The organism is Qipengyuania pelagi (genome assembly GCF_009827295.1).
Classification (GTDB): domain Bacteria; phylum Pseudomonadota; class Alphaproteobacteria; order Sphingomonadales; family Sphingomonadaceae; genus Qipengyuania; species Qipengyuania pelagi.
Map to the genome: position 1 here is coordinate 1,521,255 of NZ_WTYD01000001.1, position 24,204 is coordinate 1,545,458.

Sequence of the window (24,204 nt, forward strand, 5' to 3'; positions counted from 1 at the left end):
ATGCCGCAGACACTCACCTTCGCCGTGCCCAAAGGCCGTATCCTCGACGAGGCGCTGCCGGTGATGGCGCGCGCGGGCGTGGTGCCGGAAGACGCCTTCCACGACAAGGCGAACCGATCGCTGACCTTTGCGACCACGCGCGAGGATATGCGCCTGATCCGGGTGCGCGCCTTCGACGTGGCGACCTTCGTTGCGCATGGCGCGGCGCAAATGGGCATAGTGGGATCGGATGTGGTCGAGGAATTCGATTACGCCGAACTCTACGCCCCCGTCGATCTCGATTTCGGCCACTGCCACCTCGCTGTCGCCGAACCGAAGGACGCCGCGCGCGACATTGCGGGCGCGAGCCATTTGCGGGTCGCGACCAAATATCCCAATCTGACCCGCCGCCATTTCGAGGCGCTCGGCATCCAGGCCGAATGCGTGAAGCTCAATGGCGCGATGGAGATTGCCCCGGAACTGGGCCTTGCCGGGCGGATCGTGGATCTCGTCTCTACGGGCACGACGCTCCGCGAAAACGGCCTTGTCGAAACCAGCCGCATCCTCGACATCTCGGCGCGCCTGATCGTCAATCGCGCCGCGCTCAAGACCGACAGCCGCGTCGGCGCGCTGGTCGAGGCGTTCCGCTCGGAAGTGGCCGCTCGCATCGGCGCCAAGGATGTCGAAGGAAAGGCCGCCTGATGCAATTCCTCACTCATGGCGAAGACGGCTTCGAGCGCGCATTTGAACGCGTGGTGCGCGACCGGCGCGAGAGCGATGCCGATGTCGCACGCGATGTCGCCCGCATCCTCAGCGAAGTGCGCGAGCGTGGCGACCGGGCGCTGGTGGAATACACCATGCGGTTCGACGACCACCGCCTGACCGAGGATGGCGACTGGCGCATCACGGCGGAAGAATGCGCCGCCGCGCACGCCGAGCTCGAGCCCGATCTGCGCGATGCGCTCCAGCTGGCCGCCGACCGTATCCGCGCCTATCATGAAGGCCAGCTGCCCGAGGATCGCGATTATACCGACACGGTCGGAATGCGGATCGGCGCGCGCTGGAACGCGGTGGAGGCAGCGGGACTCTACGTTCCCGGAGGCCGCGCGGCCTATCCGTCATCGCTGCTGATGAACGCCATTCCCGCCAAGGTCGCGGGCGTCGATCGCCTCGTGGTGACGACACCGACGCCCAAAGGGGAGAGCAATCCGCTGGTGCTCGCCGCCGCGCATATCGCGGGCGTGGACGAGATCTGGCGCGTCGGCGGGGCGCAGGCCGTGGCCGCCCTCGCCTACGGGACCGATCGGATCGGCCGCGTCGATGTCGTGACCGGACCGGGTAATGCCTGGGTCGCGGAGGCCAAGCGCCAGCTTTACGGCGTGGTCGGGATCGACATGGTCGCCGGGCCGAGCGAAATCCTGGTCATCGCGGACCGGGACAACGATCCCGACTGGATCGCCGCCGACCTGTTGAGCCAGGCCGAGCACGATCCCACCAGCCAGTCCATCCTCATCACCGACGATCGCGGCTTCGCCAAGCTGGTCGAAGACGCCGTCGACCTGCAATTGATGAACCTTCCCACGGCCAAGACCGCGCGCACCAGCTGGGAAGCGAACGGGCTGATCGTGGTGGTCGATACGCTCGACGTTGCGATCCCGCTCGCCGATCGCCTCGCTGCCGAACATGTCCAGCTGGCCGTCGCCGATCCCGAGCCCCTGTTCCAGAAGCTGCGCCATGCGGGCAGCGTGTTTCTGGGTCGCACCACGCCGGAAGCGGTCGGCGATTACGTCGCCGGGCCGAACCACGTCCTACCCACCGGCCGCCGCGCGCGCTTCGCCAGCGGACTGTCCGTCCTCAACTTCATGAAGCGCACCAGCTTCATTGACGCCAATCCGCAGGCGCTCGCCGCGATCGGCCCCGCCGCCATCGCGCTCGCCCATGCCGAGGGCCTGCCCGCCCACGCCAAATCCATCGAATTGAGACTGAAATGAGCAGAAATTCCCGCAGCCAGGCGCGCAGCGCCGCTCGCCTCGCCGCCGTCCAGGCGCTGTATCAGCGCCAGATGGAGACGACTCCCCTTCCCCGCCTGCTCGACGAATTTCACCAGCATCGCCTGGGGCGCGAGATCGAAGGCGACGAATATGCGGATGCCGAGGTTGCCTTCTTCGACGACGTCGTAAGCGGCGTCGATGCGCGCCGCGAGGAAATCGACGACAAGCTGACCGCGCGGCTGGCGCAAGGCTGGACGCTGGCCCGCCTCGACAAGACCATGCTCCAGATCCTGCGCTGCGGCACCTACGAGCTGATCGCTCGGCCTGACGTAACCAAGGCCACCGCGATCAGCGAATATGTCGATGTGGCCAAGGCCTTCTTCGACGATCGCGAGGCGAAATTCGTGAATGGCGTGCTGGATGCTGTGGCGAAGGATGCCGGGCGCTGAAAGAAGCGGATTTCATCGCCGCGCTGGCCGCGCTGGCCGGTGATCCCGCCGCGCGGAGGCTTCGCGACGATGCCGCGGTCATCGAACTGGGTGGTGAACGGCTGATCCTCACGCACGACACCCTCGTCCAGGGGGTTCATGTGCGCGAGGACGAGGATCCAGCGGATATTGCCTGGAAACTCGTGGCGGTGAACCTCTCCGATCTCGCGGCAAAGGGGGCCGAGCCGGTGGGCGTGCTGATCGGGCATATGCTGGGAAACGGCGACGAGCGCTTCGTCGAGGGCCTGCGGGCGGTCCTCTCTGAATTCGATCTGCCCCTGCTCGGCGGCGATACGGTTCGCGCCGAGGGGAGAAGGGTCTGGGGCTGCACCGCGATCGGGCGCGCCACATCGAATCCGGTGCCGGACCGGCGCGGGGCGAAGGCGGGTGATGCGGTCTATGTCACCGGCACGCTCGGCCGCGCCATGCTCGGTTTCGAGGCGCCCGAGGGCGAGCACGGCCCGGCCTATCGCCGCCCCGTCCCCCGCCTCGCGGAAGGGTGCGCGCTCGCCCCGATCGTCACGGCGATGATGGACATATCGGACGGGCTGCTGCTCGATTGCTGGCGGTTGGCCGAGGCGAGCGGGACGCGGATCGAACTCGCTAGCGAGGTCATTCCCGTTGCCGATCCAGCCCGTCGCGCGGAATGCCTGCGCTGGGGCGACGATTACGAATTGCTCTTCACCGCGCCGTCCGAGCTTCCGCTTCCCGTGGAAGCCACCCGGATCGGCACGGTATCTGACGCAGGCCCCGCCCTGCTTCTGGACGGCAGGGCGCTCTCGAACGCGGACGGGCTCGGCTACAGCCACTGATCCGATTGCGCCTTGCCACGCAATCCTGCCCGCTTATACCTCTATCCCATGTGCACCGGCGTTCCCACGCCGGGAGACACGATAAAAATAAATGGGAGGGGAATTTGGAACTCATCTGGATAGCCATCGTGCTGGGCCTGCTCGCGGTCCTGTACGGTTTCGTCACCAGCCGCCAGGTGCTGGCATCGGGCGCGGGCAATGCGCGAATGCAGGAGATCGCGGCCGCGATCCAGGAAGGGGCGCAAGCCTATCTGAAGCGCCAGTACACGACCATCGCGGTCGTCGGCGTGGTCGTCGCCGTCATCGTCGGCGTGTTTCTGGGCGCGATCCCGGCGATCGGCTTCGTGATCGGCGCGATCCTGTCGGGCGTTGCGGGCTTTATCGGGATGAACATCTCGGTGCGCTCGAACGTCCGCACCGCCGCCGCCGCGCAGAGCGGGTTGCAGCAGGGCCTGACGCTCGCCTTTCGCGCGGGCGCGATCACGGGCCTGCTGGTGGCGGGCCTCGCCCTTCTCGCGATCGCCGTCTTCTTCTGGTATCTGATCGGCCCGGCAGGCTATGCCGCCAACGACCGCGCCGTGATCGACGGGCTGGTCGGCCTCGCCTTCGGTGCCTCGCTCATCTCCATCTTCGCACGCCTCGGCGGCGGGATTTTCACCAAGGCCGCCGATGTGGGCGCGGACCTCGTCGGCAAGGTCGAGGCGGGAATCCCGGAGGACGATCCCCGCAACCCCGCCGTGATCGCGGACAATGTCGGTGACAATGTCGGCGACTGCGCCGGGATGGCCGCCGACCTGTTCGAAACCTATGTCGTCACGGTCGGCGCCACCATGGTGCTGACCGCGCTGCTGTTCGGCGAGCGGCTGGGCGATGCCCTGCTGCCGATGATGGCGCTGCCGCTGCTGATCGGGGGTGCCTGCATCCTCACCAGCATCATCGGCACCTATTTCGTGAAGCTAGGCAAGACGCAGAACGTGATGGGCGCGATGTACAAGGGCTTCACGGTCACCGCCGTGCTCTCGATCCCGCTGATCTGGCTCGTGATGAACTATGCGCTGGGCGGCATGGATGCGGTTATCGGGGCGCAGGCCACCGGCGTCGATCCGGGTGCGCCGCTGGCTGAGGAAGGCACGTCCGAACAGGTTGTGACGCTGACCGGCTGGGCGCTGTTCTGGTGCTCGGTCATCGGGCTCGCCATTACCGGGCTCATCATCTGGATCACCGAATATTACACCGGCACCAATTACCGTCCGGTCAGGTCGATCGCCAAGGCTTCGGAAACCGGCCACGGCACCAATGTCATCCAGGGCCTCGCGATCAGCCTCGAATCGACCGCGCTGCCCACGATCCTGATCGTGACGGGCATCATCGCGACCTTCCAGCTCGCCGGCCTGATGGGCATCGCCTATGCCGCCACCGCGATGTTGGCGCTGGCGGGCATGGTCGTGGCGCTGGACGCCTATGGCCCCGTCACCGACAATGCCGGTGGCATCGCCGAAATGGCGGGCCTCGACGACAGCGTGCGCGAGAAGACCGACCTGCTCGACGCGGTGGGCAACACGACCAAGGCGGTGACCAAGGGCTATGCGATCGGATCGGCGGGCCTTGCCGCCTTGGTCCTGTTCGCGGCCTACACCACCGACCTCGCCGAGTTCTTCCCGAACGCGGATGTCGATTTCAGCCTCGAGAACCCATACGTCATCGTCGGGCTGCTGCTCGGCGCGCTGCTGCCCTATCTCTTCGGGGCGATGGGCATGACCGCCGTGGGCCGCGCGGCGGGCGACGTGGTCAAGGACGTGCGCGACCAGTTCGCCAACGACAAGGGCATCATGGCGGGCACCAGCAAGCCCGACTATGCCCGCACGGTCGACCTGGTGACGAAGGCGGCGATCAAGGAGATGATCGTCCCCTCGATGCTGCCCGTGCTGGCGCCGATCGTGGTCTATTTCGTCATCACCCTGATCGCGGGGCAGGAGAACGGCTTCGCGGCGCTCGGCGCCTTGCTGCTCGGCGTGATCGTCGGCGGGTTGTTCGTCGCGCTGTCGATGACCGCAGGCGGCGGCGCGTGGGACAACGCCAAGAAATATATCGAGGACGGCAATCACGGCGGCAAGGGCTCGGAAGCCCACAAGGCCGCGGTGACGGGCGATACGGTCGGCGATCCCTACAAGGATACGGCAGGCCCCGCCGTCAATCCGATGATCAAGATCACCAACATCGTCGCCCTTCTGTTGCTTGCTGCGCTGGCCGCTGGATGATCTGAAATCCCTTGTCGGGGACAAACGACCCGCCCGGAGCGATCCGGGCGGGTTTTTTGTGTCCACCCTCGTTTTAATCAAGTTTAAGCGCTTGCCCTTCTATAGACACCGCGTCTTCCGAGCGGGGAGGCACGCATGGGGCGGCGACAATTCGGATGAATGCAATTTCTGCCAGGAAATGGCGAAGCGACAGGCGCGGTTCGCCCCCGCGCACTCTCGCCTTGCGCTTGCAGGAAGGCTTTTCGGCGCCCGACTGGCCGGATTGCGACAGGCCCGCCTTCGTGCGCCAATGGAGCGATCTTGCTTGCGCGGTGGTGTCTCCCAATCCGTTCAACGAGCCCTGGTTCGCCCTTCCCGGCCTGCGCGCCTTCGACCCGGAAGGTGACGTCAGGATCGCCTCTCTGGTCAAGGATGGCAGACTGGTGGGTCTGTTGCCCGTCACCGCATCCACACGCTATCACGGGCGGCCTCTGCCGCACCTTGCCGGGTGGGGTCATGCCAACTGCTTTTGCGGCGAACCGCTGATACTCCCCGGCTTCGAACAGGAATTCTGGCGCGGGCTGCTCGCCTGGGCTGATCGCGAGAGCGGCTTCGCTACCTTCTTTCACCTAAACGGCATTCCAGCCGACAGCCCCACCCTCGCGGCGCTCCAAGCGGTGTGCAAGGATCAGGGCCGCGCCCCCGCCATCGTCCATCGCGAAGATCGGGCCGTTCTCAATCACGGCCTGTCGCCCGAAGAACATCTTGCTGCGGCCGCCAGCAAGAAGCGCCGCAAGGATTGGTCGCGGCGCCTGCGTCGGCTCGGGGAAGAGGGCGATCTTCGCTTCTCCCGTCACGACGATGCGGAGGGTCTCGAGACTTGGATCGAGGAATTCCTCGCATTGGAACGCACCGGATGGAAGGGAGCGGAAAACTCCGCCCTCGCCTGCGATCCGCGCACCGAAGCCCTGTTCCGCGACAGCCTGACCGGCGCCGCCAAGTTCGGTCGCCTCCAGCGCATCGCCTATCACCTCGACGGCAAGCCGGTGGTCATGCTGGCGAGTTTCGTCGCACCTCCCCATGCCTTCAGCTTCAAGACCGCCTATGACGAGGAACTCGCCCGCTTTTCGCCCGGCGTCCTCCTCCAGCTCGAAAATCTCGCAATGCTCGAACGCGAGGATATCGCGCTGACCGACAGCTGTGCCGCGCCCGATCATCCGATGATCGATCATATCTGGCGCGATCGGCGCGAAATCGTCAAAGTCTCGATCCCGATCGGTGGCCGCCTCGGGCGATGGGTGGGCACGGCCCTGACCTCGTTCGAAGCGCGCCGCCTGGAGAACCGCTCATGACAGTCCACGACCCCGCGCTCGCCCCGACATTCCCATCGGCCGCGCGCGACATCTTCGCCGCGAACTACCCCGAGATTCCGCACAAGCTGACTCATCGTCTGTCGACCGACGCGCGGCTGTCGCTCGAAGGGCTGGCCGCCCTGGCGGAGAAGCTGCCGGAAAAGGCGATCGAATATAATCGCGGCGATCTGCCCGTGGGGGTCGATGGCAAGCCGGGCGGTACGGGCCTCTCGATCGGCGAGACGATCCGCCACATCGCCACCAGCAACAGCTGGGCGGTGCTGAAGAATATCGAGCAGGTGCCGGAATATCGCGCGCTGCTGATGGCCCTGCTCGAAGAGCTGCGCCCGCAGATCGAGGCCGCGACCGGCGAATTGCTGACGCCGCAGGCCTTCGTCTTCATCTCCAGCCCGAACGCGGTGACGCCGTATCACTTCGATCCCGAGCACAACATCCTGCTGCAACTCACCGGGAACAAGGCGATGACGCAGTTTCCGGCCGGCGATGCGCGCTATGCCCCCGATCGCGTGCATGAGAGCTACCACCTCGGCGGACCCCGCGAATTGCCGTGGAGCGAGGAGCTGCTGACCGGCGGGACCGAATTTTCGCTAGCGCCCGGCGAGGCGCTCTACGTGCCCGTAATGGCACCGCATTTTGTGCGGAACGGCGCGGAAAGCTCGATATCGCTCTCGGTGACCTGGCGTTCGGAATGGAGCTATGGCGAGTCCGATGCGCGCTGTTTCAACGGGGTGGCGCGGCGTTATGGGCTGTCGCCCCGCCCTCCGCGACGCTGGCCGCACGCGAACCGGGCGAAGTCGCTGTCCTATCGAGCCTATCGCAGGCTGTTCGGGGCGGGTTGACCGCAGCGAATCAGCGCGGTTAGGCCTGTCGGGTGACCGACAGCTCTCCCGAACGCTCGCCCCAATCCCTGACCGACGGCCTCGTCCGCCTGCTGACGGTCCAGCGGTCGGAGGATGACGGCCCCTTCGTCGGACGGTCCCAGCCCGGCGGCGTCGGTCGCGTGTTCGGAGGGCAGGTCGTCGCCCAGGCCTTGCAGGCGGCCCAGGCCTGTGCGCCGGACGGTTTCGAAGCCCATTCGCTCCACGCCTATTTCCTGCGCGGCGGGGTCGAGGGAAGTCCGATCGGTTACGATGTCTCGGCTGATTTCACTGGTCGCAGCTTCGCCAACCGCCGTGTGATTGCCAGCCAGCAGCATGACGGCGCTGTGAAACCGATCCTCAATCTCTCCGCCAGCTTCCAGCGCCCGCAGGATGGGCTGGAGCATCAGGATGCCGCGATGCCCGATGTCGCGCCGCCCGAAGATCTGCGGCCCGACACCGAGATGCGCGCGGAGATGGCGGAGAAATTGGGCGACCGCTTGAGCGAGGTGCAGCGTGCCTTGATGCTGCGTCCGCGCCCGATCGAGATGCGCACGACAGATCGCCTGCACTGGATGAATAGCGAGCCGCGCGAACCGCACAGCCATAGCTGGTTTCGCACCGCCGGGACCCTGCCGTCTCTCGCGGAAAACGCGGCGTTGCATCGGGCGGTGATCGCCTATGCCAGCGATTTCACCCTGCTCGGCACCTGCGTGCTGCCGCACGGGCTGAGCTGGATGCGCGGAGAATTGGTAGGCGCGAGTCTCGACCATGCGATCTGGTTCCACCGCCCCGCCCGCGCGGACGAATGGCTGCTTTATGCCACCGACAGCCCGTGGAGCGGCGGAAGTCGCGGGTTCAATCGCGGCCGGATCTTCAATCGCGACGGGCAATTGGTGGCAGGCGTCGCGCAGGAAGGCATGGTCCGCAAGCGTGCGGACTGAGCCTGTGTCTGATACGCGCGCGGGCTAGAACTCCGGCGCGTGCCTTAAACAAAAAAGGGCCCCCGAGAGGGGGCCCTTTGATTGGCTATGACAAGATTATCTACCCTTGCCGAACAGCCATCCCCAAAAATCGAACATGGTAAGTCCCCTTCTGCGTTAACCACAGAAGAGTGCGTTAACCATGTTTGTTTGTCAATCGTTAACCATGATAGCGGCGCCCATCGAGCCCGTCGGTTCGTGATTTAAGCAAATTAATCAGGTCTTTGGGGGGTATAGGACGCGAGAGAAAATAGCCCTGTGCGCGCTCGCAGCCCAATTCCTTCAGCAGCTCCAGGGTGGCATTGTCCTCGATTCCTTCCGCCACGCAAACCATCCCCGAGTCGCGAGCCAGACCGATCAGGCTGCTCGTAATGGCGCGCGCTTTGGTAGACTGGCGCAGGTTCCCTATGAACAGCCGATCGATCTTAATCTCATCAAAAGGCAATTCGTAAATCGTCTCGAGATTGGCGGTTTGGATGCCGAAATCATCGATCGAAAACTTCATGCCAAGCTGCTTGATCCGCTCGATGGTGCGCCGGGCAAGGACGAAATTCTCAATCCTCGCCGTCTCGGTCAGTTCGATCGTAACACCCTTCGGATCGATCGCACGTCCGACGATCTGCCGCTCGATCAGATCCGCGATGCCCTCGTCGGCAAACTGGATCGCGGAAATGTTGAGCGAGACATCAGGCGCCCATTCATTCGCCGACATGGCTTCGATCGAATCGAGCGTCTTGGAAAGAACGCGCTCTGTGAGTTCGTCCAGGCGACCGACGCGCTCGCACTGCCCGATGAAGCGTTCGGGGGGAATCTGCCCCTGCTCTTCGTCGAACCAGCGCGCCAATGCTTCGGCGCCGACGATGTCGCCACTCGCGAGATCGAATTGCGGTTGCAATGCGATGTCGATGCGGTCGTGCGAGAGCGCATGTTCGAGACGAGTCTGGAGGGAATAATCCCAGTCCTCTTTATCCGACTGGAAATCGGTAATCATGAAGACCGGGCGATACGCCTCGCGCGCCCGATCCGCAGCGGCGATCGCGGAACTCAAACGGTTGGAAACGGTCCGGTAGGCGTCCTGATCGACGCCGAGGGTCATCGAGACGTCGAACAGGCGCGCGCCGACTTCGACCGACTGCGTCGCGATCGCGCGCAGACCGCGCAGATGCGCTTCGAGGTCTTCGAACTGGGCGGTCTTCAAGGCGAACGCGAAATATTTCCCGCCATCGTAATAGATCGTGCTGCCGTTCTGACCGATCGCGAGCCGGTCAGCAATTTGGCGCAGATACCGTTCCTGTTCACTTGGACTAAGAGTGGTGAAAACGGAATCGAGACGTGCCACCTTCGCCACGACGATGGCGAGGTTTGGCGCGATTTCGTCGCCTCCCAGATCCCGGTGCAGGGCGACGAAATTGGGCAATCTGCTGCGCGGTTCGAGGAGGAGATGGCGGCGTTTATAGCGAGCCAAAGCCCGGAAACCGCCATAGATCGCCAGCAGAGCGATTGAATAGGAAAATTCGGCGCGGACGCCGAACGCGCCCGCGAGAAAAATACCAATTACGATCGCCGTGACAAGGATTCCATAGGCCTGTCTGCGGCTACTCGAGGAAAGTCGGCTGACGACACAGGCGAGCAACGCCGCGAAAATCCCGATAAGCAGCACATTCCAGTAAACGATCAGGCCGCGTCCCTGGTCGTAGGTCGTGGCTGCAAGAATATGGATTAGACCCGAAGGTAGGATACCTTGGTTCGAGATGCGCGTTTCATAAGGCGATCCGATCACGACTTTGCCGCCGCCGGGCAATCTCGCCTCCGCTGCGCCTTGTGACATCAATTGCGCAGCATCGAAGCGCGGAACGCTTTCGATAAGGATGGAATAATCCGGGCCGATCTCCGTACCCAACGGTCCACCCACTCGGGTCAGTCGCGTCCACAAGGACGGGACGCGTTCTCCGTCTTCCTTCGAGAAGGGCTCAACCGACCAGACAAGATCGAGAAAATCCTTTGGGAGATGGTTGTCCACCACCTGCATTCCCGCTTCGAAATACGGATCACTCCGCTTCCCGTCAGCGTCCTGATCCTCCGGGCGATGGTTACCCTGCGTGAGCAAGACGCGGTCGCGATTGCCAATCAACTCGGCGCGCAGGTCCCGATCGAGGGATGGTGAATCACTCCGGCGAAGGGGAACGTTGATGGCGATCAATTCCGCATCCGCTCGCTTGAATGCACGGATGCTGGCGAGGACCTGTCGGTTCAGCGAGGCTGCGGCTTCGGCCTGCGTATCTCCCTGCGGACTGAGATCAACATAAGCGACGTCAACGACGCTCGCCCGTTCGAACAGCCTGGTTTGAAAAGCCCAAATCGTAAAGTCGACCGGCGACAGGAAGCGCATGCTCGCCAAAACCAGCACCACAACCATCGCGATCGCGGCGTGCCTGAGCCTTTCGGAGGCGAAGAGAGGGTGGGCTCGGGTTTTCAAAAGGCACAGTCCTGTGCCCCTGCCGATAACCGAACGTCGTAAATAACCCGTTTAAACCGGAATGGATGTATCCTTGCGACAGCCTGTCGCCGCGAGGGGTCTGCTATCCCCCGGCGTGGTAGAAATCGTAAATCTGGCGAGCCACCCCTTCACTGATTCCGGGGGCGCGTTGCAGGTCTTCCAGAGCTGCCGCACGAACCTTCCCCGCAGTGCCGAAATGCAGCAAAAGCGCGCGTTTCCTGGCCGGACCGATGCCAGGAATTTCGTCCAGCGGGCTGGCCGTGATCGCCCGGCTACGCTTGGCACGGTGGGCGCCGATGGCGTAGCGGTGCACCTCGTCACGCAGGGTCTGGAGATAGAAAAGCAAGGGCGAATTCACCGGCAAGGTTTTTTCGCGCCCATCGGGAAAATGGAAAACCTCGCGCCCCTCGCGCCCGTGATGGGGGCCCTTGGCGATGGCGATCAGCGGAACGCGCTCGATCCCCATCTCCTCCAGCGTATCGCGCACGCTCGACATCTGGCCCTTGCCGCCATCGATCAGCACGAGATCGGGCCAGATCGTCTCGTGACTGCTCTTCTTCCCCTCCTCGCCCTCGGGATGTTCGGACAGATTGCGGAAGCGGCGCCCCATCACTTCACGCATCATCCCGAAATCGTCGTTCCCCTGCGCGCTCTTGATGTTGAACTTGCGATACTGCCCCTTCTCGAAGCCCTCGGGTGAAGCGACCACCATCGCGCCGACAGCCTTCGATCCCTGGATGTGACTGTTGTCGTAGACTTCGATCCGTTGGGGCACCTCGTCGAGCTCGAGGAACTCCGCCAATTCGAGGAGGATTTTGGCCTTGGTCCCGCTTTCCGCCAGCCGCCGTTCGAGCGATTCGACGGCATTGCGGGTCGCCTGCTGCATCAGCTTGCGCCGGTCGCCGCGCTGGGGGATCGAGATCGCGACCACATGGCCCGCCTTTTCGGCCAGAGCTTCGGCGATCAATTCCTGCTCCGGCAGCTCCCGGTCGACGAGGATGGTGCGCGGCGGCGGCACCTCCTCGTAGAATTGCAAGAGCACATCGGCCATCACTTCGGCCTCTTCGACATCGCCGGTGTTCTTGGGAAAGATCGCGCGGTGGCCCCAATTCTGGCCGCCCCGGATGAAGAAGGCCTGGACACCCATCTGCCCGCCCTTGGACGCCAGCGCGAACACGTCCGCATCGCCGAGGCCGCTGGCGTTGATCGCCTGCGAGCCTTGGATGAAAGTCGCCGCCCGCAGCCTATCGCGCAGGATGGTCGCGGTCTCGAAATCGAGATTTTCGGCGGCCTTTGCCATCTGCTTTTCCATGCTCGCCTGCACCGCGCCGGACTTCCCGCCGAGAAAATCCTTCGCCTCGCGCACCAGGCTCGCATACCCATCCGCGTCGATCCTGCCGACGCAAGGGGCCGAACAGCGCTTGATCTGGTAGAGCAGGCAGGGTCGGTCGCGATTGGCGAAGAAACTGTCGGTGCAACTGCGCAGCAGGAACAGTTTCTGCAACGCGTTCAACGTCTTGTTGACCGATCCGGCGCTGGCGAAGGGCCCGTAATATTCGCCCTTGGCCCGCCGCGCCCCACGGTGCTTCTGGATGCGCGGAAAGGCATGGTCGGCGCGCAGCAGGATGAAGGGAAAGCTCTTGTCGTCGCGCAGCAGCACGTTGAAGGGCGGGCGATAGCGCTTGATAAGCTGCGCTTCGAGCAGCAGCGCCTCGGCCTCCGAATTGGTGACCACGATCTCCATCGCGCGGCACTGGCTGACCATGCGCTTGAGCCGGTTGGAAAGACCCTTCACCTGCGCGTAATTCGCGACCCGCGCCTTGAGGCTGCGCGCCTTGCCGACATAGAGGACGTCACCGCGCGTATCGAGCATCCGGTAGACGCCGGGGCGCGGCTTCAGGGTGCGTACCGTATCGCGGATCACGCCCACGCCGGTCTCCAGATCGGGCTGCGCGCTGGCGACGGTATAGGTCGCGCGTTCCTCGTTGAAACGCTCGCTGCCTCGGGGATCGTGGGGGGAACCGGCCTTCGTTCGCGACATGGGGCGGGAGATAGTGCGCCCGCTCGCTTTTCTCAAACGCTTGTGCGGGGCCGCGTTTCGCGCCATCCGGCGGTGATGGACCTGCTCTCGACCTCGAAGGACCCCGCACCGCCGCGCACGATCGGCTTCTGGGGCACGGCTCTGTTTCCGATCAACGGCATGATCGGGGCGGGGATATTCGCCTTGCCAGCGGTGCTCGCCGCCGGTGTCGGCAGTTTCGCGCCGTGGCTGATGTTGCTCGGCGGGATCGCCTTCATGCCGCTCGCGCTGTGCTATGCCTGGCTGGCGGGCAAGTTCGAAAACAGCGGCGGTCCTGTGCTGTATGGCGAGGCCGCGTTCGGGCGCTTCGTCGGTTTCCAGTCCGGCTGGGCGCGCTATGCCAGCGCGATCGTGACGGCGGCGGCCAATACCAGCGTCATGGTCGCCTATATGGCGGCGCTGTGGCCTGCGATGGCCGATCCGGTGATCGAGATGGGCGCCATCGCGACGATCCTCGCCATCATCACGCTGGTCAATCTCGTCGGCATGAGCCGCGCGGTCGGCGCGCTGGGCGTGATGACCGTCATCAAGGTCGTTCCGCTGTTTGCGCTCGTAGTCTCCGCGCTGTTCGCGGGCAATCCGGCGATCGGCTTTGCCTTGCCCGAATTCAGCGCGGTCGAGACCGTGGTCTTGCTGACATTCTATGCCTTCATGGGCTTCGAGGCGGTGGTGGAACCGGCGGGCGAGATGCGCGAGCCGCGCCGCGACATTCCACGCGCGATCGTCACCATGGTGGCGGGTGTCACCGCGCTCTACATGGCGGTGATCTGGGCCTATCTCGCCATCGGGCCGACCGTCGCGAACGAGGAGAACGCACTGGCCGCTGCCGCGCTCGACACGATGGGACAGATCGGATCGCTCGCCATTGTCATCGCCGCCGCGTTCAGCATCGGAGCGAACAATTTCAACAGCGCCACCACCCAGCCCCGCATTCTCTACGGCATGGCCCAGCGGGGGATGCTGCCGCGCTGGTTCATGGGCGTGTCGAAGCGGTACGGGACGCCCGCCAACGCCATCCTGTTCACCGGCGGCGCGTCGATCGCGTTCGGGATGTGGGAAGGGTTCGCGGTTCTCGCAGTGGCAGGCACGCTGATCCGGCTGGTGACCTACACGATCTGCGCGGCGGCGTTGCCGATGATCGAACACCGCGAAGGGCGCGTGAATCCGCTCCATGCCGCCTGCGCTTTACTGGCGATCCTGGTCAGCCTGTTCGTCGCGCTTCAAGTCGATAGCCAGGCGGTGCTGGTCTTCTTTGGCCTGCTGGTGCTGGGAACGGTGTTCTATTTCGTCGCCGGACGACAGGACGCCCAGACGACGCTTCCGGTCGGGTGATGGATGGTCAGGCGCAGCGATACGATGCGATAATCCTCGGCGCGGGCGCTGCCGGATTGATGGCGGCCGCGCGCGCCGGACAGCGGGGCCGCCGCGTGCTCGTTCTCGAGCGGGCGGACCGCGTCGGCAAGAAGATCCTCATCTCCGGCGGCGGACGCTGCAATTTCACCAATCTCGGCGCCGGTCCCGCCAATTATCTTTCGTCCAACCCGCATTTCGCCAAATCCGCGCTGGCGCGATACACGGCGCGCGATTTCCTCGGCATGGTCGAACGCCATGGGATCGCGTGGCACGAAAAGACATTGGGCCAGCTGTTCTGCGACGGGTCGGCGCAGCAGATCGTCGATATGCTGCTGGAGGAATGCGCGCGGGCGCGGGATTTCGGGGGGGAGGTCGCGATCCGCTGCGGCGAGGAGATCGACTCCGTTGAGCATGGCTCGGAGCTGGGCTTCGCGGTGACGACGCAATCCGGGCACCATGCCGCCCCGGCCCTGGTCATCGCGACGGGCGGCCCCTCGATCCCCAAGATGGGGGCGAGTGGCTTCGCCTATGATCTGGCGCGGCAGTTCGGGCTCAAGATCGTGGAGCCGCGCCCCGCCCTCGTCCCGCTGACGCTGGGCGGCGAAGAGGTGCTGTTCCGCGAGATTTCGGGCGTCTCCGCTCCGGTGGTTGCCATGGCCGGGCCCAAGGGAAAGCAAGCCAGCTTTCCCGAAGCGGCGCTGTTCACGCATCGCGGCCTGTCCGGCCCCGCGATCCTGCAAGCCAGTTCCTACTGGCGGCCGGGCGAGACGGTGACGGTCAATTTCCTGCCCGAGGAAGCGCCCGGCTGGTTGACCGGGCTCAAGCGCACCACCCCACGCCTGACCCTGCGGGCCATCCTGCGCGAACGCCTGCCCCAGCGCCTCGCCGATATCCTCGCCGATCGGATCGGCCTGATGAGCGAACTGGGCAATGCGCCCGACAAGGCGCTGGCCGAAGCCGAAAAAAGGCTCGCGGCTTGGCAGTTCACGCCCAATGGCAGCGAAGGCTACGCCAAGGCGGAAGTCACGGTCGGCGGCATCGCCACGACCGAGCTTTCCTCGAAGACGATGGAAGCGCGCCGCGTTTCGGGCCTCTACGCCATCGGCGAGGCGGTGGACGTGACCGGCTGGCTCGGCGGATACAATTTCCAATGGGCCTGGGCGAGCGGCGTCGCAGCGGGCGACGCGCTCTAGAATTGCTTAGAACGCCTTGCGCAGGTCCACCCCGATATAACGGCCGGTCGGATCGATGCGGAACGGCTGGAATGCGTCGGGCACCACGCCGTCCTCGTCCTCGACCCTGCGGCGCGAATCGAAGACGTTGTCGACGCGGAACGAGACGCGCAGACCGTCAAACCAGCCATCGTCCTTCTTCAGCACCTGGCCGAGATCGGCGAAGAGGCGGATGTCGACGGTCGCGAGGTCGCCGTAGAAGAGGTCGCTCGATCCCGGCAGGCCCGACCCGTTGAGGCGCGCTTCGCCGATGTAATTGCCCGACAGGCGCATCCCATAGCCTTGCTTGAAGATACCACCTTCGAGCCGCGCGGTGTGCTGCGGGATAGCGCCGCCCGACAGGACATCCCCGTCGAGCTGGTCGAAGAGCGGACCGTTCTGCGACAGCAGCACTTCGTTTTCGAGCGTGATATTATGATTGAGGCTGAGGAAATAGCGCGCGCGGGTGTCTTCGGGATTGCCGCCGAACATCCCGCGCCTGCCGCCGCCTCTGCGAGCTGCGGGCTGACTTGACGCCTCACCCGCATTCTGCCCCGCACCTAGTGCCCCATCGGCCGAACACATGCGCGCCCGCACAGCCGCCAGCTTTTCGGGATCGATCTCGCCCGCCTCGTTCTCGAGGCGTGCGAGCATCGCTTCGGGCAGGCCGTCGAGATTAGGCGGATCGGCGCAGATAGCGGTGCGCATGGCGGCGAAGCGCTCGCTGTCCTGGCTCGCCTGCTCCCCGCAGAAGCGCGCGCGCGCCTGGGCGATCTTTTCGGGATCGGGATTGCCGTCCGCATCCATCAGGCGGTCGCGGAACTGTTCGGGGATTTGCGACAGGTCCGGCATCTCGCCTTCGGGCGCATTGCAGAACGCCGCGCGGATCGCTTCCATCCGCGCCGGGTCCATCATCATGACGGCGCCGCCCTGAACGCCATTTTGGCCGCCACTCTGTCCTCTGGCCTGTCCCCCGCCCTGACCGGAAGCAGCGCCAGCGGCAGCGGGCGGACCGCCGCGCTCTTCACGCGGTTCGGGCGCCTTGCCGATCTCGCCGCGCGTGTTGATCCCGAAAGAGAGGACCCGGCTGCGCGTCTCGAACAGGGTCAGCGGCCTTCTGTCGATCGCCAGCAGCGTTCCGGCGGCATCGCGTTGGACCCGGTCGGGAAAGGCCTGTTCGAACGCGGCGCCGAAGCCCGGCGTCGCGGTCACGTCGTCCGATCGGTTGATGCCGTAATCCACGCTGACGCGGGTGTTCTCCCAGAAGGGCAGCTCGTAATTGGCGCTGAACTTCCAGTCCGCCTGCGTTTCCGCGCGCAGATTTGGATTGCCGCCGGTGATCAAAGTCACGAATTCGGTGTTTCCACGCGCATAATCGAAGACCGGCACGTTGAATTCGTCGATGCGTGGGCTGCCGAGTTCGGTCAGGGTCGGGGCGACCTCGCGATTGATGCGCGTGGCACTCAGCGTGAGATTGTCGAACGGGGCCCAGGTCAGCCCCGCGCTCCAATTGGTCAGCGCACCGAAATCGGACAGGTCCTCGATCCCGGCGGTGAGGTTCGCGCTGAGGCCGCCGATCGCGCCCAGAAACCCGCCGCGCTCGGCGATCGGGACCGAGAGGTTGACGCCGCCATTGAGGCGCCTGCGCGTCAGTCCGAGGTCGCTGTCGGCGCGCGTGTCGCTGCTCTCGATCCGCTTCCAGTCGAAGCCGAGGTCGAGCGTCGTCGTCACCTCGCCCGCAGGCAGTTCGAGCGGATTGCCGATGAAGGTCGCCTTGTTGACGAAGGACCAGGTGCGGCTGTTCGCCACGTCGAACCCGGTCCCGTCGCGCCGGTCGATCTCGGTCTGGGTGTCAGCCACCACCGCGTCGGCCGTGAAGGTCGATCGCCAGTCGCCGAGCACGCCGCTCAACGTGGTGCCGAACGAGCCCGTATCGGTGTTGCTGCGCCGCTCGATCGGGTCGATCGTGCCCGGAACGAGGCCGGACAGGCTCAGGCTCTCGCTGTGATTATAGGCCCCGTTGAGGCTCAGGGATGCGCCGCTGTCCATGAAGGCGCGGACGTAATTGGCGGTCGCCTCGGCGCTCATGCTGTCGGCGATCAGGCTGCGGAAGAAGGCCTCGTCCTCGCTCCCCGCGATCGTCAGGCCGCGCTCGCCTTCGGTCAGCAGGCTGGTATCCTCGATCTCCACATTAAAGTTCAGCCGCCCCTTCTCGCCGATCCGCAGATAGGTCGCCTCCTGCTCGTTGCGCGAGAACCCGCCCCGGTCGGGCTGCTCGTATTCGACCTCGGCGGTGACGGCCTGGAAGTTGTTCTTGAGGATGATGTTGACGACGCGCTGGTCCGCCGAATAGCCGAAGCGCTGGGCGACCTCTTCGGGGAAGACCTCGACCTTCTCGATCGCTTCGGGGGGATAGTTCGAAAATTCGCGTGGGCTCGATACGCGGATGCCGTTGACGAGGAACACCGGACGGCCACCGCCCCGCCCGCCGCGCGCTCCGCTCTGCGTGGCGGGTGCGATCGCTTCGAGCACGTCGGCGATGGAGCCCGCGCCGAAGGCCGCGATATCCTCTGCGTTGAATTCCGCGATCGGAGGCTGTTCGACATCGAGCTGACCGCGCAGGCGCGGGGCGGTGACGACGATCAGGTTCTCGGGATCGATATCGATCTGCCCTTCCGCCCGATCCGCTTCTTCGTTCTCGGGCGGAGCGGCATCCTGCGCCAGCAGGGGCTGCGGCCCCATCGCCGCCATGAAGGCGGCTGCCAATGCTAGAGTCGAGGCGTAAGTGCTGGATTGCAATGTCTGAACCTTGATAAACGTCTGTCCGCCCCCGGCTCGTGAGCATGTGCAGCATGGCGAGTGAACGGGCCATAACGAAAACGCCTTGATCTCTACGCCCGTCGAACCATATCGGGCGTTGGTCGGACCTGCGCCGACCCTCTTCCCTTTTTCGCTGCGCGCGGCTACAGCGCGCGCCCTGACGGGCATAAGCGCCCGGCACCCGATTCCTCGGACAGATCCGAGATATTTCCCGAGACAAGGATACACATGGCCAAAGAAGAACTCCTCGAAATGCGCGGCCGGGTTGTAGAGTTGCTCCCGAACGCGATGTTCCGGGTAGAGCTCGAAAACGGTCACGAAGTGCTCGGCCACACCGCCGGCAAGATGCGCAAGAACCGGATCCGCGTGCTGGTGGGTGACGAGGTGCTGTGCGAATTGACGCCTTACGACCTGACCAAGGCGCGCATCACCTATCGCTTCATGCCGGGCCGTGGCGGTCCGGGGCCGCAATAATCTTATCGTGACATCCCGCGCGATGACCGCGCCGCGCCTGATCCTCGCTTCCGCCAGCCCGCGCCGCCGCGAATTGCTCGCGCGGCTGGGCGTGACACCGGACGCGGTCGCTCCTGCCGACATCGACGAGACGCCATTCAAGGCGGAATTGCCGCGCGACTATGCCCGCCGCATGGCGCGCGAGAAGGCGCTGGCCGCGGCGAGCGACGCGGCCCATGTCCTTGCAGGTGACACGGTGGTCGCCGCAGGGCGCCGCATCCTCCCCAAGGCCGAGGACGAGGCAACCGCCCGCCGCTGTCTCGAACTGCTGTCGGGCCGCCGCCATACCGTCCTATCCGCCATCGCCCTGCGCGCGCCGGACGGGACGCTGCGCGAGAAATTGAGCGAGACGGCGGTCAAGTTCAAGCGCCTCTCCGCCGAGGAGATCGACGCCTATATCGTGAGCGGGGAATGGGACGGCAAAGCCGGTGGCTATGCCATTCAGGGCGCGGCGGAAGGGCTCGTCTCGTGGATGCAGGGCAGCCATTCGGGCGTCGTGGGCCTGCCGCTGTATGAAACGCGCATTCTTCTGAAATCGGCGGGCTTCCCGCTTGGCTGAGTGGCTGGTCGAGGAAGGGATCGGCGAGGAACGCGCGATCCTTCTCGACGATGGCGAGATACTGGCCACGCGCCTTTACTGGCCCGGACTGCTCGCCGCCGGGCAGGTGGAAGACGCCGTGCTCGCCTCGCGCCAGAAAGGCAGCGCACGCGGCACGGTGCGGTTCGCGAGCGGGGAAGAAGCCCTCGTCGATCGCCTCCCGCGCTACGCGGTCGAAGGCGCGCCGCTCCGCGTCGAGATCACCCGCGAGGCGATCCGCGAGCGCGATCGCACGAAGCTGGCCCATGCCCGGACTAGCGACGCACCGCCCCGCCCCGCCCCCGGACTGGTCGAGCAATTGCGCGACGAAGGGTTCACGACGAGATCGGTGCGGCGCTTCGCCAGCGGCGACTGGGACGAACTCTGGCTCGAAGCGTGGCAGGGTTCGACCGCTTTCGACGGCGGCGAGCTTGCTTTCTTCGACACCAGCGCGATGACGCTGATCGATGTGGACGGGCCGGACGATCCGCGCGCGCTGGCGCTAGCGGCTGTTCCCGCGATCGCCAGTGCCTTGCGACGTCTGGACATAAGCGGATCGATCGGGATCGACTTTCCGACTCTCACCACGAAGAGCGACCGCAAGGCGGTGGACATGGCGCTCGGCGAGACGCTGACGGATTTGCCGCATGAGCGCACCGCGATGAACGGTTTCGGCTTCGTCCAATTGGTTGCCCGCTTCGCCCGCCTGTCCTTGCTCCAGCGGATCCAGCGCGATCGCACCGGGGCCGCCGCTCGGCTGGCGCTGCGGCGCGCGGAAAGGGTCGAAGGTCCGGGCGTCACTCTGCTCACGGTCCATCCGGCTCTGAAAGCCAGGTTGCGCCCGGAATGGTTGGCGGACCTGGAGCGGCGGACAGGGCGCCCGACGCGGATCGCCCTCGATCCCGGACTTGCGCTGGAAGCCGCCGCCGCCCAGATCGTGCCGCATGACTAACGCTGCCAAGCCCTGCCCAATCTGTCGCAAGCCGAGGACGCCCGACAATGCGCCTTTCTGTTCGACCCGCTGCCGCGACCGCGATCTCTCGCAATGGTTCGGGGATGGCTATGCGGTCCCCGGCCGCCCCGCCCTGCCCGAGGAAATCGCCGCCGAGGTGATAGCAGGGAAAGAGGACTGAAAACCCCTTGCCAAGCTTTCATGGCTTCGCCATAGGGCGGCGCTCCAACCGCTCGCCGGTTCCTCATCGAGGGCCGCCGCAAGAGTGTTAGCCTCGGTAGCTCAGTTGGTAGAGCACACGATTGAAAATCGTGGTGTCGGTGGTTCGAATCCGCCCCGAGGCACCATTGCTTACATTTAGCGACACCGCAGGATTTTATCTGCGCTACCGCGCTCCGCGCTGCTTGAGCGGGGTTTTTCTGCGCTACCGCGCTGCGCGCTGCTTGAGCGCGGGTCGGGCGGGCTATCGGACTGCCCCCCTTTCTTCGGAAACAAAGACCTCGCCTGATCGGTTGAGCGGGAGAACCTCTCCCTCCCAACAGACAGGACGATCTTCCCATGACCAAGATTCTGGTGCTCTATTATTCCTCCTACGGCCACACCGCCCAGATGGCGGAGGCGGTCGCAGAGGGCATTCGCGAGGGCGGCGCGGAAGCGGTGATCCGCCATGTCCCCGAAACCGCTCCCGAAGAGGTGGTGAAGAGCGCCGGGTTCCAGAAGATGGAAGGCCACACGTGCATCGGCGGGCCGGACGAGCTTGCCGACTATGACGGCATCGTCGTCGGATCGCCCACCCGCTATGGCCGGATGACCAGCCAGATGGCCGCGTTCTGGGACCAGACCGGCGGGCTGTGGCAGAAAGGCGCACTGATCGGCAAGGTCGGCGCCGCCTTCACCTCGACGGCGAGCCAGCATGGCGGGCAGGAGACGACACTGTGGTCGATCCTCAACAACCTGCTCCACATGGGGATGACGGTGGTTGGCCTCGACTATGGCTATGACGGGCTGGTCGGCGTGGACGAGGTCAAGGGCGGCACGCCCTACGGTGCCAGCACCATCGCCGATGGCGACGGATCGCGCCAGCCGTCCGAGGTCGAACTGGGCGGCGCCCGCTATCTCGGCAAGCGTGTCGCGCAGACGGCGGCGAAGCTCGGCGGATAAAGCGATTGGTCATCGCCGCCATCCCCCGCTAGGCGCGAAAGCATGCATGAAACCGCCACAGCATCGCTTTCCGCCTTCGACATGGCGGCGATCCTCGTGGTCGCATCGGCCCTTCTCGGCTGGTTCAACCATCATTTCCTGAAACTGCCGCATGTCATCGGCCTGACGGTGATGGGCGCGCTGGGCGCGATCGGGTTGATGATCGCGAATGCGGTCGTTCCCGGCATCACGCTCGACGATACGGTCGCGCGCCTGCTCCAGCAGCTCAATTTCACGGACACGCTGTTGCAGGGGATGCTGAGCTTCCTCCTGTTCGCAGGCGCGCTGCATGTCGATCTGGAGCGGCTGCGAAGCGCCTGGCTTCCGGTGCTCCTGCTCTCCACCGTGGGCGTGATCGTCTCGACCGTTCTGGTCGGCCTTGCGACATGGGGCGTGGGCCTGCTGCTCGGTCTGTCGATCGCGCCGATCTGGTATTTCGTGTTCGGCGCCCTCATCGCACCGACCGATCCCGTCTCCGTGCTCGGGGTCCTGAGGGAAGAGAACGTCCCGCTCTCGCTGCAAAGCGCGGTCGCGGGCGAGAGCCTGTTCAATGACGGCGTCGGCATCGTCGTCTTCACCATCCTGCTCGGCGCGGCGATTACGGGCGGGGAGTTTTCCCTGTCGGAAGGCGCGCGCCTGTTCGCGATCGAGGCGGGTGGCGGTGTGCTGGTGGGCCTCGTCGCGGGCTATATCGGCTATCGCGCGCTGGCGGGGATGGACGAATACGCGATCGAGGTGCTGATCACGCTCGCCGTGGTCATGGGCGGCTATGCCCTGTGCAGCGCGCTGCATATTTCCGGCCCGCTGGCGATGGCAGTGGCGGGGCTGCTCATCGGCAATCACGGCGTCACTTTCGCGATGAGCGACGTGACCCGCGATTACGTCATCAAGTTCTGGGAACTGGTCGACGAATTGCTGAACTCGGTGCTGTTCCTTCTCATCGGCCTCGAACTGATCGCCATCGTGCCCGGCGTTACCGAGGTGACCATGGCCCTTGCCGCCATTCCGCTGACTCTGGCGGCGCGTGCGGCGGCGGTCGGGCTGTCGACCAAGCTGATCCCCGCCGCCCGCCTCCAGCAGCAGGGGGCGGCGCGCGTCCTGTGGTGGGGCGGGCTGCGCGGCGGCATCTCGATCGCGCTCGCTTTGTCGCTGCCCCCCGGCCCGGTCCGCGATCTGGTGCTCGCGGCGACCTTCGGGGCGGTGCTGTTCAGCGTCCTCATCCAGCGCGCCACGCTCGGGCGGTTGATTGAGCATCTGAAGAGGCAGCGGGCGGAAGCAGTCGAGGGGGCGGTCGAGGGGTCGGCCGAAGAAGCGGGCACTCGCTCCCCCCTCGATTGATTGCCTCTCACGGTCGGGTGATGTAAGGGCACCGCTCTTGCCCCGGCACGCGATTCCGCCGCGCCGGGGCCATTCGTTTCCCCAGTCGTTTCCGATGTCCCGAGGAATCCGCTTATGGCACGTCGCCGCCAGATCTACGAAGGCAAGGCCAAGATCCTGTATGAAGGCCCCGAACCGGGCACCATCATCCAGTATTTCAAGGACGATGCCACCGCCTTCAACGCCCAGAAGAAGGGCACGATCAACGGCAAGGGCGTGATCAACAACCGGGTGAGCGAATATGTCTTCACCCGCCTGTCGCATATCGGCGTGCCGACGCATTTCATCCGCCGGTTGAACATGCGTGAACAGCTGGTCCGCCAAGTCGAAATCGTGCCGATCGAGGTCGTGGTCAGGAACGTCGCCGCCGGCTCGATCTGCAAGCGGTTGGGGCTGGAGGAGGGCGAGCCGCTGCCCCACACCCTGATCGAATATTACTACAAGGACGATGCGCTGGGCGATCCGCTGATCGCGGAAGAACACATCGCCTGCTTCAACTGGGCGTCGAACGAGGAGATGCAGGACATCTCCAGCATGGCGATCCGCATCAACGATTTCCTGTGCGGGATGTTCGCGGCGATCGACATCCGCCTCGTCGATTTCAAGCTCGAATTCGGGCGCCTCTGGGATCAGGATTACAGCCGCATCATCCTCGCCGACGAAATTTCGCCCGACGGGTGCCGGTTGTGGGACATCAACACCGGCGAAAAGCTCGACAAGGACCGCTTCCGCCGCGATCTCGGTGGCGAGGAAGAAGCCTATCGCGAAGTCGCCCGCCGCCTCGGCCTTTTGAAGGACGAGGATAGCGGCCCAGGCGAAGTCTTCGACCTGTCCGCCCATCGCGGCCGCCTGCGCAGCGGGAAACCGACGAAAAAGGGCTGAACGCGGAGGCGATACAGGTGAC

At 65.0% G+C, this 24,204-nt stretch carries 20 protein-coding genes and 1 tRNA gene; 18 read left to right on the forward strand and 3 right to left on the reverse strand.

The window, feature by feature from the left end; genetic code table 11:
• From hisG to GRI47_RS07600, 8 genes are all read left to right on the forward strand, one after another.
• Entirely contained in the window at positions 1–681 is a 681-nt protein-coding gene (gene hisG, locus GRI47_RS07565) for an ATP phosphoribosyltransferase (protein WP_160660672.1), read from the forward strand.
• The gene (hisD, locus tag GRI47_RS07570) at positions 681–1,970 is read left to right on the forward strand and encodes a histidinol dehydrogenase (RefSeq protein WP_202387209.1); all 1,290 of its coding nucleotides are present in this window, start codon (positions 681–683) and stop codon (positions 1,968–1,970) included. Before hisG ends, hisD begins: the two co-directional genes overlap by 1 nt.
• Complete coding sequence (nusB, locus tag GRI47_RS07575) at positions 1,967–2,419, forward strand: transcription antitermination factor NusB (protein ID WP_160660673.1); 453 nt, start codon at positions 1,967–1,969, stop codon at positions 2,417–2,419. The genes hisD and nusB overlap by 4 nt, the downstream gene beginning before the upstream one ends.
• On the forward strand, positions 2,416–3,270 hold the full coding sequence (gene thiL / locus GRI47_RS07580) for a thiamine-phosphate kinase (protein WP_160661366.1): 855 nt from the start codon (positions 2,416–2,418) through the stop codon (positions 3,268–3,270). The genes nusB and thiL overlap by 4 nt, the downstream gene beginning before the upstream one ends.
• Before the next feature lie 104 nt (positions 3,271–3,374).
• Positions 3,375–5,528 (forward strand): sodium-translocating pyrophosphatase, encoded by a 2,154-nt coding sequence (locus tag GRI47_RS07585; protein WP_160660674.1) that lies wholly within the window; start codon positions 3,375–3,377, stop codon positions 5,526–5,528.
• Between the two features lie 155 nt (positions 5,529–5,683).
• Entirely contained in the window at positions 5,684–6,859 is a 1,176-nt protein-coding gene (locus GRI47_RS07590) for a GNAT family N-acetyltransferase (RefSeq protein WP_160660675.1), read from the forward strand.
• Positions 6,856–7,719 carry a cupin-like domain-containing protein gene (locus tag GRI47_RS07595; RefSeq protein WP_160660676.1) on the forward strand — a complete coding sequence of 288 codons (864 nt, stop codon included), beginning with the start codon at positions 6,856–6,858 and terminating at the stop codon, positions 7,717–7,719. The genes GRI47_RS07590 and GRI47_RS07595 overlap by 4 nt, the downstream gene beginning before the upstream one ends.
• A 32-nt stretch (positions 7,720–7,751) precedes the next feature.
• Positions 7,752–8,681, forward strand: a complete 930-nt coding sequence (locus GRI47_RS07600; protein WP_160660677.1) for an acyl-CoA thioesterase domain-containing protein — start codon at positions 7,752–7,754, stop codon at positions 8,679–8,681.
• Between the two features lie 199 nt (positions 8,682–8,880).
• On the opposite strand, the gene GRI47_RS07605 is transcribed toward GRI47_RS07600, so the two are convergent.
• Both GRI47_RS07605 and uvrC read right to left on the reverse strand, forming a co-directional pair.
• Positions 8,881–11,136, reverse strand: coding sequence for an EAL domain-containing protein (locus GRI47_RS07605; RefSeq protein ID WP_160660678.1), 2,256 nt, complete (start codon positions 11,134–11,136; stop codon positions 8,881–8,883).
• A gap of 163 nt (positions 11,137–11,299) precedes the next feature.
• Positions 11,300–13,258 carry an excinuclease ABC subunit UvrC gene (uvrC, locus tag GRI47_RS07610; RefSeq protein WP_160660679.1) on the reverse strand — a complete coding sequence of 653 codons (1,959 nt, stop codon included), beginning with the start codon at positions 13,256–13,258 and terminating at the stop codon, positions 11,300–11,302.
• Between the two features lie 75 nt (positions 13,259–13,333).
• On the opposite strand from uvrC, the gene GRI47_RS07615 reads away from it, so the two are divergent.
• Together GRI47_RS07615 and GRI47_RS07620 are read left to right on the forward strand one after the other, a co-directional pair.
• Positions 13,334–14,629, forward strand: a complete 1,296-nt coding sequence (locus GRI47_RS07615; RefSeq protein ID WP_160660680.1) for an APC family permease — start codon at positions 13,334–13,336, stop codon at positions 14,627–14,629.
• Complete coding sequence (locus GRI47_RS07620) at positions 14,629–15,843, forward strand: BaiN/RdsA family NAD(P)/FAD-dependent oxidoreductase (protein ID WP_160660681.1); 1,215 nt, start codon at positions 14,629–14,631, stop codon at positions 15,841–15,843. Before GRI47_RS07615 ends, GRI47_RS07620 begins: the two co-directional genes overlap by 1 nt.
• Before the next feature lie 6 nt (positions 15,844–15,849).
• Here GRI47_RS07620 and GRI47_RS07625 read toward each other — a convergent pair whose 3' ends face one another.
• A complete protein-coding gene (locus GRI47_RS07625; protein WP_160660682.1) occupies positions 15,850–18,660 on the reverse strand; it encodes a TonB-dependent receptor plug domain-containing protein in 2,811 nt (936 codons plus the stop codon).
• A 249-nt stretch (positions 18,661–18,909) separates the two neighbouring features.
• Between GRI47_RS07625 and infA the strand changes: the two genes are divergently transcribed.
• The 8 genes from infA (at position 18,910) to purC (ending at position 24,182) form a co-directional block, all read left to right on the forward strand.
• Positions 18,910–19,155 carry a translation initiation factor IF-1 gene (gene infA, locus GRI47_RS07630; RefSeq protein WP_007163491.1) on the forward strand — a complete coding sequence of 82 codons (246 nt, stop codon included), beginning with the start codon at positions 18,910–18,912 and terminating at the stop codon, positions 19,153–19,155.
• A gap of 22 nt (positions 19,156–19,177) precedes the next feature.
• The gene (locus GRI47_RS07635) at positions 19,178–19,753 is read left to right on the forward strand and encodes a Maf family protein (protein WP_160661367.1); all 576 of its coding nucleotides are present in this window, start codon (positions 19,178–19,180) and stop codon (positions 19,751–19,753) included.
• Positions 19,746–20,723 (forward strand): Rne/Rng family ribonuclease, encoded by a 978-nt coding sequence (locus tag GRI47_RS07640; protein ID WP_160660683.1) that lies wholly within the window; start codon positions 19,746–19,748, stop codon positions 20,721–20,723. Before GRI47_RS07635 ends, GRI47_RS07640 begins: the two co-directional genes overlap by 8 nt.
• A complete protein-coding gene (locus GRI47_RS07645; RefSeq protein WP_160660684.1) occupies positions 20,716–20,904 on the forward strand; it encodes a DNA gyrase inhibitor YacG in 189 nt (62 codons plus the stop codon). Before GRI47_RS07640 ends, GRI47_RS07645 begins: the two co-directional genes overlap by 8 nt.
• A 90-nt stretch (positions 20,905–20,994) precedes the next feature.
• A tRNA-Phe gene (locus GRI47_RS07650) sits at positions 20,995–21,070 on the forward strand.
• 211 nt (positions 21,071–21,281) lie between these two features.
• Positions 21,282–21,884, forward strand: coding sequence for an NAD(P)H:quinone oxidoreductase (gene wrbA, locus GRI47_RS07655; RefSeq protein ID WP_160660685.1), 603 nt, complete (start codon positions 21,282–21,284; stop codon positions 21,882–21,884).
• Between the two features lie 42 nt (positions 21,885–21,926).
• Positions 21,927–23,261 carry a cation:proton antiporter gene (locus GRI47_RS07660; protein WP_160660686.1) on the forward strand — a complete coding sequence of 445 codons (1,335 nt, stop codon included), beginning with the start codon at positions 21,927–21,929 and terminating at the stop codon, positions 23,259–23,261.
• Between the two features lie 114 nt (positions 23,262–23,375).
• Complete coding sequence (gene purC / locus GRI47_RS07665; protein WP_160660687.1) at positions 23,376–24,182, forward strand: phosphoribosylaminoimidazolesuccinocarboxamide synthase; 807 nt, start codon at positions 23,376–23,378, stop codon at positions 24,180–24,182.
• Positions 24,183–24,204: the final 22 nt, after the last annotated feature.

What these genes read in the sequence shown, in the direction of transcription:
- hisG (WP_160660672.1), top strand. Translation starts at nt 1, where the DNA reads ATGCCGCAGACACTCACCTTCGCCGTGCCCAAAGGCCGTATCCTCGAC.
- hisD (WP_202387209.1), top strand. Translation starts at nt 681, where the DNA reads ATGCAATTCCTCACTCATGGCGAAGACGGCTTCGAGCGCGCATTTGAA.
- nusB (WP_160660673.1), top strand. Translation starts at nt 1,967, where the DNA reads ATGAGCAGAAATTCCCGCAGCCAGGCGCGCAGCGCCGCTCGCCTCGCC.
- GRI47_RS07590 (WP_160660675.1), top strand. Translation starts at nt 5,684, where the DNA reads ATGAATGCAATTTCTGCCAGGAAATGGCGAAGCGACAGGCGCGGTTCG.
- GRI47_RS07595 (WP_160660676.1), top strand. Translation starts at nt 6,856, where the DNA reads ATGACAGTCCACGACCCCGCGCTCGCCCCGACATTCCCATCGGCCGCG.
- GRI47_RS07605 (WP_160660678.1), bottom strand. Translation starts at nt 11,136, where the DNA reads ATGGTTGTGGTGCTGGTTTTGGCGAGCATGCGCTTCCTGTCGCCGGTC.
- uvrC (WP_160660679.1), bottom strand. Translation starts at nt 13,258, where the DNA reads ATGTCGCGAACGAAGGCCGGTTCCCCCCACGATCCCCGAGGCAGCGAG.
- GRI47_RS07615 (WP_160660680.1), top strand. Translation starts at nt 13,334, where the DNA reads ATGGACCTGCTCTCGACCTCGAAGGACCCCGCACCGCCGCGCACGATC.
- GRI47_RS07620 (WP_160660681.1), top strand. Translation starts at nt 14,629, where the DNA reads ATGGATGGTCAGGCGCAGCGATACGATGCGATAATCCTCGGCGCGGGC.
- infA (WP_007163491.1), top strand. Translation starts at nt 18,910, where the DNA reads ATGGCCAAAGAAGAACTCCTCGAAATGCGCGGCCGGGTTGTAGAGTTG.
- GRI47_RS07635 (WP_160661367.1), top strand. Translation starts at nt 19,178, where the DNA reads ATGACCGCGCCGCGCCTGATCCTCGCTTCCGCCAGCCCGCGCCGCCGC.
- GRI47_RS07645 (WP_160660684.1), top strand. Translation starts at nt 20,716, where the DNA reads ATGACTAACGCTGCCAAGCCCTGCCCAATCTGTCGCAAGCCGAGGACG.
- wrbA (WP_160660685.1), top strand. Translation starts at nt 21,282, where the DNA reads ATGACCAAGATTCTGGTGCTCTATTATTCCTCCTACGGCCACACCGCC.
- GRI47_RS07660 (WP_160660686.1), top strand. Translation starts at nt 21,927, where the DNA reads ATGCATGAAACCGCCACAGCATCGCTTTCCGCCTTCGACATGGCGGCG.
- purC (WP_160660687.1), top strand. Translation starts at nt 23,376, where the DNA reads ATGGCACGTCGCCGCCAGATCTACGAAGGCAAGGCCAAGATCCTGTAT.